General features: G+C 66.8%; 12 protein-coding genes. 6 read left to right on the forward strand and 6 right to left on the reverse strand.

Going from position 1 to position 11,255, the window contains the following annotated elements; all coding sequences use genetic code 11:
- Nucleotide 1 precedes the first annotated feature (1 nt).
- The gene (locus ACH49N_RS14400) at nucleotides 2–556 is read right to left on the reverse strand and encodes a ribulose 1,5-bisphosphate carboxylase large subunit (RefSeq protein ID WP_358273242.1); all 555 of its coding nucleotides are present in this window, start codon (nucleotides 554–556) and stop codon (nucleotides 2–4) included.
- A 138-nt stretch (nucleotides 557–694) separates the two neighbouring features.
- On the opposite strand from ACH49N_RS14400, the gene ACH49N_RS14405 reads away from it, so the two are divergent.
- Genes ACH49N_RS14405 through ACH49N_RS14420 form a run of 4 tightly spaced genes read left to right on the forward strand, consistent with a single transcriptional unit; the run spans nucleotide 695 to nucleotide 3,157 of the window.
- Nucleotides 695–1,207: a methylated-DNA--[protein]-cysteine S-methyltransferase gene (locus ACH49N_RS14405; protein WP_358273241.1), complete on the forward strand. Its 513-nt coding sequence runs from the start codon at nucleotides 695–697 to the stop codon at nucleotides 1,205–1,207.
- Nucleotides 1,198–1,704 carry an RNA polymerase sigma factor gene (locus tag ACH49N_RS14410; RefSeq protein WP_358273240.1) on the forward strand — a complete coding sequence of 169 codons (507 nt, stop codon included), beginning with the start codon at nucleotides 1,198–1,200 and terminating at the stop codon, nucleotides 1,702–1,704. The genes ACH49N_RS14405 and ACH49N_RS14410 overlap by 10 nt, the downstream gene beginning before the upstream one ends.
- Complete coding sequence (locus tag ACH49N_RS14415) at nucleotides 1,701–2,306, forward strand: methylated-DNA--[protein]-cysteine S-methyltransferase (RefSeq protein ID WP_358273239.1); 606 nt, start codon at nucleotides 1,701–1,703, stop codon at nucleotides 2,304–2,306. Before ACH49N_RS14410 ends, ACH49N_RS14415 begins: the two co-directional genes overlap by 4 nt.
- On the forward strand, nucleotides 2,303–3,157 hold the full coding sequence (locus ACH49N_RS14420; RefSeq protein WP_358273238.1) for an AlkA N-terminal domain-containing protein: 855 nt from the start codon (nucleotides 2,303–2,305) through the stop codon (nucleotides 3,155–3,157). Before ACH49N_RS14415 ends, ACH49N_RS14420 begins: the two co-directional genes overlap by 4 nt.
- Before the next feature lie 18 nt (nucleotides 3,158–3,175).
- Here the strand turns inward: ACH49N_RS14420 and ACH49N_RS14425 are convergent, their stop codons facing one another.
- Nucleotides 3,176–5,404: an MMPL family transporter gene (locus tag ACH49N_RS14425; protein ID WP_358273237.1), complete on the reverse strand. Its 2,229-nt coding sequence runs from the start codon at nucleotides 5,402–5,404 to the stop codon at nucleotides 3,176–3,178.
- Nucleotides 5,405–5,486: 82 nt separating this feature from the next.
- Entirely contained in the window at nucleotides 5,487–7,031 is a 1,545-nt protein-coding gene (locus tag ACH49N_RS14430) for a bifunctional 3'-5' exonuclease/DNA polymerase (protein ID WP_358273236.1), read from the reverse strand.
- Nucleotides 7,032–7,149: 118 nt separating this feature from the next.
- Between ACH49N_RS14430 and ACH49N_RS14435 the strand changes: the two genes are divergently transcribed.
- A complete protein-coding gene (locus ACH49N_RS14435; protein ID WP_159923704.1) occupies nucleotides 7,150–7,359 on the forward strand; it encodes a hypothetical protein in 210 nt (69 codons plus the stop codon).
- Nucleotide 7,360: 1 nt separating this feature from the next.
- Here ACH49N_RS14435 and ACH49N_RS14440 read toward each other — a convergent pair whose 3' ends face one another.
- The 3 genes from ACH49N_RS14440 to ACH49N_RS14450 all read right to left on the reverse strand — a co-directional run bounded on the left by ACH49N_RS14440 (nucleotide 7,361) and on the right by ACH49N_RS14450 (nucleotide 9,828).
- On the reverse strand, nucleotides 7,361–8,704 hold the full coding sequence (locus ACH49N_RS14440; protein WP_317765055.1) for a DUF3533 domain-containing protein: 1,344 nt from the start codon (nucleotides 8,702–8,704) through the stop codon (nucleotides 7,361–7,363).
- 63 nt (nucleotides 8,705–8,767) lie between these two features.
- Entirely contained in the window at nucleotides 8,768–9,604 is an 837-nt protein-coding gene (locus ACH49N_RS14445; RefSeq protein ID WP_358273234.1) for a siderophore-interacting protein, read from the reverse strand.
- Nucleotides 9,601–9,828 carry a phosphopantetheine-binding protein gene (locus ACH49N_RS14450; RefSeq protein WP_358273233.1) on the reverse strand — a complete coding sequence of 76 codons (228 nt, stop codon included), beginning with the start codon at nucleotides 9,826–9,828 and terminating at the stop codon, nucleotides 9,601–9,603. Before ACH49N_RS14450 ends, ACH49N_RS14445 begins: the two co-directional genes overlap by 4 nt.
- A gap of 167 nt (nucleotides 9,829–9,995) precedes the next feature.
- Between ACH49N_RS14450 and entS the strand changes: the two genes are divergently transcribed.
- A complete protein-coding gene (gene entS / locus ACH49N_RS14455) occupies nucleotides 9,996–11,255 on the forward strand; it encodes an enterobactin transporter EntS (RefSeq protein WP_358273278.1) in 1,260 nt (419 codons plus the stop codon).

Here is an 11,255-nt window from a genome sequence, read left to right on the forward strand (position 1 = left end):
GTCAGACCTCGTCATCCTCTTTCGATTCGCCGCGCTTGCGGAAGAACTTGAAGCCGGGAACGCCCTGGATCGCCTGACGCACACCCTGCACTTCCTCGAGGAGCAGGTGAATCTCCGGGGACACCGTGTCGAGGCTCGCCAGAATGGGCAGCAACCCCTCCATGCGCAGTGTCAGCTCGGGCAGATGATTCACCAACCCGATCGCCGCATGAATCTCGTCCTCCGACAGGTCGTCGACGAACCGTGCCGCCATCGGCGCCGCCTTGGTTGCGAGCGGCTCGTACAGGCCGATCAGGGTCTGGGCCGAGGTGGACACCTCCGTGCTCGAGGTGACCACGGTCGCGGCTCGGTCGGCTACCTCGTTCGCCTTGGCGACGGCCATTTCGGCGCGTTCGCTGATCGCCTCGATTCGGGTGATGAGCAGCTCCACTCGGTCGAGCAGCGCGGCGACCCGATCGGGGAGTGAGGCAGCGAAACCAGCAGTGTCCATCGACCAGCGGGCCATACCCGTGGCGGTGCGCACGAGGTCGTCGGGGCTGGGGAATGCGAGAGCCATCCCCACATCCTGCCTGATGCCCTCGCGGGGCCGTCTCACGACGGTCCCGCGAGAATGGGGCATCGGGGGTGATCTCACGTTTCGGCGTTACCAGGCGTCTACCTGTCAGAGGTCAGCACACCTGGAAGGATGGTTCCCGTGAATGCCGAACGAGCAGCACACACCGTCATCGACTCCCCGATCGGTCCCCTCACGCTGGTCAGCGTGGACGGGATTCTCAGCGGCATCTACATGGCCGAACATCGGCATCAGCCCGATGTCGCGACTTTCGGTGAACGCGGCGACGGCGGTTTCGAAGCCGCAGCGACACAACTCACCGAGTACTTCGACGGTGGACGCACCGAGTTCACGCTGCCCCTCGCCGCCCGCGGCACACCGTTTCAACAGCGGGTATGGGACACGCTGCGGACCATCCCGTACGGGCAGACGTGGACGTACCGCGAATTGGCGGAGACGCTCGGCAGTCCCACGGCGATCCGGGCGGTGGCCGCGGCGAACGGCAAGAATCCCATCAGCATCATCGTTCCGTGCCACCGGGTCGTCGGGACCGACGGCAGCCTCACGGGGTATGCGGGAGGGCTCGACCGCAAGCGTTTCCTGCTGACCCGCGAAGCGGAACGGGCGGGAATCCGGCTGAGCCGATGGGCCTGATTCCGTTCGAGCAGATCGTGGCCGAGCACGGCCCCACGGTGTTGCGGGTCTGCCGGGCGGTGGTCGGCCCGGTCGACGCCGAAGACGCCTGGTCGGACACGTTTCTCGCCGCCATGCGCGCGTATCCCGATCTGCGGCCTGGAAGTAACGTCGAGGCCTGGCTCGTGACCATCGCGCACCGCAAGGCGCTCGATCACATTCGGGCGCGGGGTCGCCGGGCCGTTCCGACAGATCACGTTCCCGAGCAGACCACCGACCGCGGGCTGCCCGGAAGCGGCGACTCCGAATTGTGGGAGGCGGTGGGCGCCTTGCCCGTGAAACAACGCGCAGCCGTGGCCTACCGCTACTTGGCAGGATTGCCCTACGCCGACATCGCGGTGATTCTCGGCAACTCGCCGGACGCTGCCAGACGCGCCGCGGCCGACGGTATTGCGACATTGCGTAGGTCCCGCTCGATCTCGATTCTGGAAGACAGAGTGAGTGGAGAAAGAGGATGAACACCATTCCGGACATCATCGACGCCTTGTCGGTATCGGATTCAGATGTCGAACGACGACTCCGCACCCGGCTCACCGCCGCCGCCGCCGACGCCGGACTCCTCGACGTCGCGTACCGGACCGTGGACAGTCCTGTCGGTTCGCTGCTGCTGGCCGCGACCGACCGTGGCCTGGTGCGTGTCGCCTTTGCCGGCGAGGGCCACGATGCCGTGTTGCAGACACTCGCCGAGCACATCAGTCCCCGGATACTTCGTGCGCCGGCCCGGCTGGACGCGGTGGCCCGCGAACTCGAGGAGTACTTCCGGGGGGAACGCATGTCGTTCGACGTCCCGCTCGACTTTCGCCTGGCCAAGGGCTTCCGGCGGGAGGTGCTCACCCACCTACCCGAGATCCACTACGGCCAGACGTGGAGCTACGCCACCGTCGCGGCCGCTGCGGGCAGTCCCCGGGCCGTGCGGGCCGTCGGAACCGCCTGCGCGACAAACCCTCTGCCGGTGGTGGTGCCGTGCCACCGAGTGGTGCGCAGCGACGGCAGCCTCGGCCAGTACGTGGGCGGGGCCGCAGCGAAGTCCCTGCTACTGACGTTGGAAGCCGCAGCGTGAGGGTTCTCCTGCCCTACCGCGACCCCTTCACCCACGCTCCGCTGTGGAGTGCATTGCGGGCCCACACCATCGCCGGTCTCGAGCGGCACGATCCCGACACCGGCGCCCACACACGCGTGGTGAACGCCGCGCACGGACCCGCCCTGGTGACCGTTGTCGTCCGCCCCGAGAAACGGCATGTCGAGACCCACATCGTTCCGGCACATCCCACCGATGTCGGGGAGTTGACCGCTATCGTGCGCCGCTGGCTCGATCTGGACGCAGACCCACTGGTGATCGACGCCGCCCTCGGCCGGCACCCGGAACTCGCTTCGCTGGTGACCTTGCGGCCGGGACTTCGCCGGCTGGGCAGCGTCGCCGGCTTCGAGACCGCAGTCCTCACCGTGCTGGGCCAGCAGGTGTCGCTCGCCGCGGCGCGGACGTTCGGTGCCCGGTTGGTCGCTGCCTACGGGCCGCCGGTGCACGGCGAGTTCCGTGCGTTTCCCGCACCCGAGGCACTGGCGGATCGATCGCCGAAGGAGTTGCGTTCGGCGATCGGTCTGACCGGCGCCCGGGCACGCACCGTGCACGCACTTGCGCACGCCGCCGCGGACGGGTTGCGGCTCGACGCCGACACCGAACCGGCGAAGTTCCGGGCCGGTGTACTCGCGCTGCCCGGAATCGGACCGTGGACGGCGGACTATCTGACGGTGCGAGTGCTCGGCGACCCGGACGCGTTTCCTGCCGACGACCTCGTTCTCAGGCGGGCACTCGGGGTGGGTAAGGGCAGCGAAGCTGCCGCTCTCGCCGAGGCGTGGCGGCCGTGGCGTGCGTATGCCCTCTTCCACCTCTGGACCGCAGAGGCGTTCTAGCCCTTCGCTTTCGGGAACCTAGTCCTTTGCCTTTGCCAAATCGGACGGCCACCAGATCTTCTTGCCGATGTCGTGCGAGAGGGCGGGAACGAGGATGCTGCGCACGATGATCGTGTCGAGGAGCACGCCGAAGGCCACCGCGAAACCGACCTCGGCGAGGAACACCAGAGGTAGCACACCCAGCACCGCGAACGTTGCTGCGAGGACGACACCGGCCGACGTGATCACGCCACCGGTGACCGCCAGTCCGCGCAACACGCCCGACCGTGTGCCGTGCTCTTGGGTTTCCTCGCGCACACGGGTCATCAGGAAGATGTTGTAGTCGATGCCCAGTGCCACGAGGAACACGAACGCGAACAGCGGGAACGCCGGATCGGCGTTGGCGAAGTGGAAGACGTGTGTGAAGAAGAACCCACATACGCCCAGAGTCGCGGCGAAGGACAACACCACCGTGGCGATGAGGATGACCGGTGCCAGCAGTGCGCGCAGGAGCACGGCCAGCACCAGGAAGATGACGACGAGCACGATGGGGATGATCAGGTTCCGGTCGTGCACGGACGCCGTCTGCACGTCGAGGGTGGTTGCGGTGCCTCCACCGACCAAGCCGTCGGCTCCGGGAACGGCGTGCACCGTCTCACGTAGTCGCTCCACGGTCGCCAGGGCTTCCGGGGAATCGTACGAGTCGGCGAGAGTCGCGTTGACCACCATGCGACCGTCGATCGGCGCTGCGGTGAGGAAGTCGGGCGGGCAGCCCGTCTGTCCTGCTGCGGCCGACGCCACCGCCTCGGGGTTCGCCTTGACCAGTGCGGACAGCTTCGCCACGTCGACCTGTGGACACACTGCACCGGGCTCCTTCGATACCCCGTCGACAGCGCTGACCGCGTCGATGACTGCCTGCGTCTGCGCGGCGTTGGTCAGGATGACGGCCGGCGCGCCGGCGCCCGGATCGAACTTGGAGTCGTAGAGTTCCTGCCCGACGACGGCGTCCGGGCGGTTGGTGAAGCTCTCGGAGGACGTCAGCCCCTCCGTCTTCAAACTGCCGATGCCCACCAGGAACAGTGCGGCCAACAGCACCGTCGTACCGATCCAGAACGGCCGGTCCTTGCTACCGACCTGGGCGGCGATCTTGCCCCACAGACCGTGCGTGGTGAGATCCGCTGCCTCGTCCACTCGAGGTTTGCGCGGCCAGAACACCCACCGACCCGCGGTGGCCAGAGCCACCGGCAGGAAGCTCATCATCACCAGATACGTGCAGGCGATGCCGATGGCAGCCACGGGACCGAGACTCTTGTTGGAATTGAGCTCCGAGAACATGAGGCACAGCAGGCCCAGGATGACGGTGACCGCGGACGCCGTGATGGCGGGAGCCGACTCCCGCCACGCCTTGGCCATCGCGTCGAACCGGCTGGGATAGAAATGGAGCTCCTCTCGATACCGAGAGATCAAGAGCAGGGCATAGTCGGTGCCCGCCCCGATCACCAAGACGAAGAGAATGCCCTGACTCTGACCGGTGAGCGTGAGTACCTCCGCCTTCGCGAGGAAGTAGATCACCATCGACGCCAAGCCCAGGGCGAGCAGCGCCGAGAACAGCGGGAAGAACCACAGCACCGGGGACCGATACACCACCAGCAGGATCAGGACGACGACGAGCAGGGCGGCACCGAGTAGGGCGCCGTCGAGCCCGGCGAACGCGTCGATGAAGGCCACGAGTAGACCACCGGGCCCCGCGGGGAGCACCTCGAGCCCGACGGCCGCGTTCTCGGCTGCGGTGAGCACCTCCTGTTCCGTGGTGGCGAGCACGTCACCGGCGACGGCAGTGCCGTTTTCTTTTGCGACGAGGGGAACGAAAATCGACGCGGTGGTGCCGTCCTCGGAGTATTGGGGTTGCGACATCCCCTCCGCATCGACGCCCTCGACGGCGGCAATGTCCTCGCGGGCCTGCGCGATGGCAGCCTTGTCCTGATCGGTGAGTGTCGAGTCGCGGTGAAACAGTACGAAGCCGGGAATCGTCTCCACTGTGAGGAACTTCGACGACTCGTTGGTGACGACGGTCGACTCTGCGGTACTCGACAGGTAGGCGGCGTTGTCGTTCTTCTGGACCTCGGTCAGCTTTCCCTGGAACGACCCACCGAATCCCCCCGCGAAGAAGGCGATGATCGCGATGGCCACGATGGTGAACGCGGGCCAGCGGAATTTGCGCGGCGCCTCACCGCTTGTGCTCGCGCCCGTCGAATCCAACTTGGTCATGGGTTCTCCTTCGCCGCCCCCACCAGCAATGGGTCCCAGTACACCACGCGTAGCCCGTCGGCGACACCGGAAATTGGTGTGGTCAGGGCTCGATAGAACTCTCGCCGTAGCAGTCCCGCACCGCCACGTCCATGGGAAACCGCACCCGGGTGTCACCGAAGAGAAGGCGGGTGGCCACGTCGACGGCTCCGAGAACGTGCCGGGTAGCCGTCTCCGCGTTCCGGGTGTGCACCATCACCTCGTCGTGCTGGAAGAAGACGAGCTCGCTGTCGGAATCGTCGGCGAGCCGGCGTCGCAGATCGGCCAGCACACAGAGCGCCCATTCGGCGGCGGTGGCCTGCACGACGAAATTGCGCGTGAACCGCCCACGCGAACGGGCGTCACCGTGTGACCAGAAATCGGGTGCCGGCGGTGGGCAGGCCCGGCCGAGCCACGAATGCACCACCTCACCCCGTTCGCCTGCCCGAGCAGCCTTCTCCACGTACTCGACTGCGACAGGGAAACGTGTGCGCAGCAGGGTGAGTAGCGAACGGGCCTCACCCGCCGTGGCACCGTACAGAACGCCGAGGATCGCCACCTTGGCCTTGGCGCGGTCACCGTCGAACGTCTCTGCGGCTACCGGGGCATACAGGTCGTCCGCACCCGCCGCCGCCACCATGCGCGGGTCACCCGACATGGCCGCCAGAATGCGGGGCTCGAGCTGACCGGCGTCGGCGATGACGAAGGTGTGACCCGGGTCGGCGATCACGCTCGCCCGGAGCGGCTTCGGAATCTGCAGCGCCCCGCCACCACGACTCGCCCAGCGGCCGGACACCACACCACCGGGCACGTAGACCGGCCGGAAGCGGTTGTCGCGGACCCAGCTGTCGAGCCACTGCCAGCCGTTGGTGCTGAACAACTTCGACAGGTCGCGGTGATGCAGGAGGAGGGGCACGGCGGGATGGTCGATCTCGCGCAGCAGATGCTTGCGCGTCGACACCAGTTCGATGCCCTCGCGGCGGAAGGCGTCGATTACCTCCACATGGGACGCCGGGTTGATGCTGCGGCCGAACGCCGCACCGATCTCGGCGGACACTGTCTGGATGCGCTGCGGAAGGTCGTACCCCGCCGGGCGCGGTCCCAGTGCGGCTTCGAGGAAAGCCTCGTGGGCGGGAGCCGAGAAGGGTAATCCGTCGAAGCCCATCTCCGCGGCGGCGAGCGCGCCCGCCGACTCCGCCGCCACCAGCAGATCCAGCCGGGAATCGGTGCCGATCGTTTTCCGTTGTGTGGCGAAGTCGGCGACCACCTGTTCAGGATCGGCGACCGGTGTGGTGTCGAACAGGCCGAGACGATCGTCGGTCAGCGGTTCCTCGGCGGGCGGCACCGGAACCCCGTCGCGCATGCTCAGGATCGCGTGGGTGAGGGCGAGGTCGTGACAACGCCCCACCCGTATTCCGGCCCGCAGCAACGAGGGGTAGACGGCCGCGGTGCCGGCCCAGATCCAGCGGGGATGATCGGCGGCTTCGATGTCGCGCACCGCAGCCGCGGCGTCGGAGTGATGTCGTGGCGATTCGAGCGGAACCCCGGCCGGATCGGTGCGGATCGTCGTCGCACCACCATCGGCGTCCGGAACCATCACCACTCTCACGGGCCCAGTCTGCTCCCCACCTCCGACAGGCCGGGACGTCCCCGTCGGCAGCGAGGAAACCCGCAGGTAGGGCAGTACACTGAGGCAAGATGCTTCTCGCCGGAAGGAGGCGCATCCGATGGCAACCATCGAGGAGTTCGAGCGGTCGGTCACCGACAAGGTGATCGCCGGACTCCACTCCACATTCGCCGACTACAAGGCTCGGGGAGTCAGAGTGTCCGAACTCGGCGATCCCGATCAGTTCGTCGAAAGGATCCTGGCGGCCGCGCCGGCCCTGCATCCCTGGTACGAACAGTTCGGAACGTACTGGTCGAGTTCCTCCGCCTGATCTACGCTCCAGCCACGTCCACCGGTTCGGGTGCGTTCGGTGCCTTGTGTCGGCGATGCAGGCCCTTACGGTCATAGAACCGGGTGACGACGGCCCCGAAGATCAGGCCGATGAGCAGACCTCCGGCGGTCATCCACACTGCATGGATGAGTCCTGCGTCGCCCTTCGCACCGAAGAACAAGATGGCGCGCACCCCGATGTAGATCTGGTGCATCGGCTCGAATTCGCCGAGCCAGGTGTACAAGCGTGGTGCAGCCTCGAGCGGGATGGTTCCTCCCGAGGAGGGCAGCGCGAGGACGACGAAGATCATCAGATTGATGAGCAGCCCGAGATTGCCGAACGCGGCCATCACCGACATTGCCGTGATACCCACAGCGGCGATGGCGAAAGCGCCGTACTCCCACAGGGCCAGCGGGTCCGTGATCGGCAGTCCCAGGGCCGAGCTGATCCACAAGTACAGCCCGGAAACGATTCCCGCGAGCAGTGTCATGAGGGCCCACTTGACCAGCAAGGTGTTGAAACGTGAAATCGGCACCGCCTCGTTGTGCAGGTACAGCGGCCCGACCTCCGTGGGGGTGAATCCGAGCATGCCGTCGACGAGAGTGCTTGCGATGGTGGCGCCGGTGAATCCCGCAAGGACGAGGAGCAGGGCGTAGTAGAACGCCGCCAGACCGTATCCGGTGCCTTCGGGCAGCGGGTTGTGAGCGACGGTTCGGACGTCGATGGGGTCGGTGAGGACGAGCCGGCTTGCGCCCGACAGCTGGGCATCGGGTGTGGTGGCCGCGAGTTGCTGCGTCACCTGGGCGGTGAGTTGCTCGCCCATCGTCTGATTGGCCTTGTCCATCGCCATCTGACCGATGTTCGACACCAGATTGGCGCTGATCGTTCCTGCGCGCGGATTGGTGTAGATGGTGATGACAGGCCGCTCCACGTCACCGGGAATCACACTCGCCTGAGCCAGGATGAACGTGCGTTTCGTGAAGTCGCTCGGAATGACGATGGCACCGTAGAGGTCACCGTTGTCGAGTTTCGACTGCGCCTCGGCGATTCCGATCTGCCGGAGTTCCACCTTCTCGGGGTCGACACCCTCGATCAGCCCCGCCTCGATCTGGTCGCCGAGGTTCTGCTGCTGGGGCGGAGTCGAGCCGGGTAACGTGTCACCCTCGTCCTGGTTGACCAGCGCGATCGGGAAGTGGTCGAGATTCTTGGTGGGGTCGAGCATGCCGCCCATGTACAGCGCGGCCAACAGCGACATGACGATCGACACCAGCAGCAGTGGGGCGATCCAGAAGCGTGGTGTCCGAAGCACGCTCGTCTTGCCGGACCCGCTCGTCTCGTGTGCCATTGCCCCTCGCGTCCTCCCGTGTCGACACCGGTCGACCCGCACACCCGACCAGCCGGGTCAAGCCTAGGCGGTCGTCCGGGAAATGCCGGGTCGACTCGAGGACTCGGCCGGATCCCGGTCGTTGTCGGCGGCCGCCTTGTACGCCGATTCGGACATGCCGCGGTGCCAGTACCCGATGAGCAGCACCTGGGACCGATCGAGCCCGACCTCGGTGCGCAGATATCGGCGGAGTTCGCGGACCGTCGCGGATTCGGCACCCACCCACGCGAACATCGCGGACCGGTCCGCGGGCAGGACAGCGGCACGGACGGAGTCGGCGAGGCGACTGGTACCGCCGCGGCGGTACAGCCATTCCACCTCGACACCGGCCGGATGACCTAGATCCTGGCGCTCGTGTTCGTCGGCGACGTCGATCAGCACCCGTCCCGACGCATCCGCGGGCAGGTCCTCGAGGATGGCGGCGATGGCGGGAAGTGCCGACTCGTCACCCGCCAGCAGGTACCACTGCGCGGGACGGATCGATTTACCGCCGCCGCCGAGCACACCCAGCCGATCGCCGGGCGCGGCGCTCCGGAGCCACTCTGCAGCGACACCGTCGTCGCCGTGGTCGACGAAATGCACGTCCAGTTCGGCGTTCTCCCGGCTGAGCCGTCGCACCGTGTACGTGCGTACCAGTTGCCGTCCCTCGGGCTCCGGCCACTGGTAGCGGCCGTCCACGTCGGGATCAGGGAGTAGCAGTCCGTGCACGGGATGCGGAAAGCACAACTTGATGTTGGGTACACACGATCCCGCGGCGTAGTCGAGTACCTCCGTCCCGGCGAACCGGACGCACGTCATCCGTGGGGTGACCGGGCGAATGTCGGCGACCCGCAGAACAAGTGGGAGGCGGGGCGCGCTCATCGGGCCGCAGTGACGTCGAACCAGGCGTCGAGGGTCGGTTCGCCGACGAGGTCCACGAGATCGACGGAGGCGCCGGCCGTCCGCCACCGTTCCACCAGCGCCATGACGCGCACCGAGTCCATGCCCTCGTCGAGGAGGTTCGCCGAATCGTCCAGTTCGGTCACCGGGACGCCGAGCACGTCGGCGACGTCCTCGCGAATCCGGTTCCGGCTGAGTGCGGTCATCGGGGCAGAGCTCACTGGTTTCCCTCCGGTTCGTCGCTCGGAACTCGACTCGTTGAGCGTCTTCGGCGACATGGGGTAGGTTGCTGGGTTAGTGAAGCCTAAGCATAGTTCGTCGCTTCCGCGAGCGGGAACGGCGAACTGCTGCGACCGAGTGTGAATGGATGACGATGGCTGGATTCTCGAGGTACGCAATCGACTTGACACCGCTACGGACGAGTCGCGAATTCCGGTACATCTTCGTTGCCCGTACCATTTCGATCTTCGGCCTGGGACTGCTGCTCGTGGCGGTGCCGCTGCAGGTGTACGACATGACCGGTTCCACACTCTCGGTCGGCGCGGCCAGCATCGTCGTGGGGTCGTCGGTATTCATCGGAACGTTGTTCGGTGGAGTGATCGCGGACAGGTACGACCGGCGACCCGTGATCGCCCTGGCGCGAGCCAGTGCGGGTATCGCTTTCGCGATCCTGGCGCTCAACGCGTTTCTGCCGACGCCGCAGCTGTGGGTGATCTACCTGTGTGGCGTGATCGAGGGACTGGCAGGCGGAATCTCGTCGACGGCTCTGATGGCCGTGATCCCGTCGCTGCTGCCGAAGGACAAGATGGCGGCCGCTGGGGCACTGATGACGGTCATGGCCGACCTCGGCACCGTCGCGTCGCCGGCGATCGGCGGCGTGATCATCGCGACCACGTCGGTGGGCACCAATTACGCGCTGGCCGCTGTCTCCTCGGCGATCACCGCCTACTGCATCGCTCGGTTGCCCTCGCTGCCACCACCTGTCAAGAACACCGAGGGTCCCCTGCGTTCGATCGCCAGCGGGTTCACTTACGCCGCCAAGGATTCCGTGGTGGGCGGCACTCTGCTCGTGGGCTTCTGCGCGATGATGCTGACGGGTTGGAACGTTCTGCTGCCCGCCTATGCGAGCGAGGTGCTCCACACCGGCCCCGCCGCAACCGGATTCCTCTACAGCGCCCCCGCCGTGGGCGCTCTCACCGGATCGCTCACCAGCGGCTGGACCGGGACGGCCCGTCGAGGCGGACTCGTGGTATTTCTGGCCACGATGATCGCAGCGGGAGGCCTGGTGGGAGTCGGCGCCGTGCCGATGTTCGCCGTCACGTTCCTCGGCCTGGCGGCACACGGATTCGGGCGGGTAGTCGGCGACATCCTGCGATACGCCGTGATCCAGACCGAGACGCCGGAGGAATACCGGGGCCGCGTCGCCGGTGTGTGGGGTGCGCAGATCTCCACCGGTTCGGCAGCCGGAGCGCTTGTCGCCGGTGCCGTCGGTGCCGCAGTCGGGCCGCGGGAAGCGTTCCTGCTCTACGGCGCCGGTGGCATCGCCGCGCTCGCCGTCCTGGCGCTCGTCCTGAAGGGGCTGCGCACCTACAGCAGTGCCGCCGCCGAAGACCTCTCGGCGGCGGCACAGTGA

Source organism: Rhodococcus sp. NPDC019647 (assembly GCF_044389235.1).
Lineage (GTDB): Bacteria > Actinomycetota > Actinomycetes > Mycobacteriales > Mycobacteriaceae > Rhodococcus_F > Rhodococcus_F oxybenzonivorans.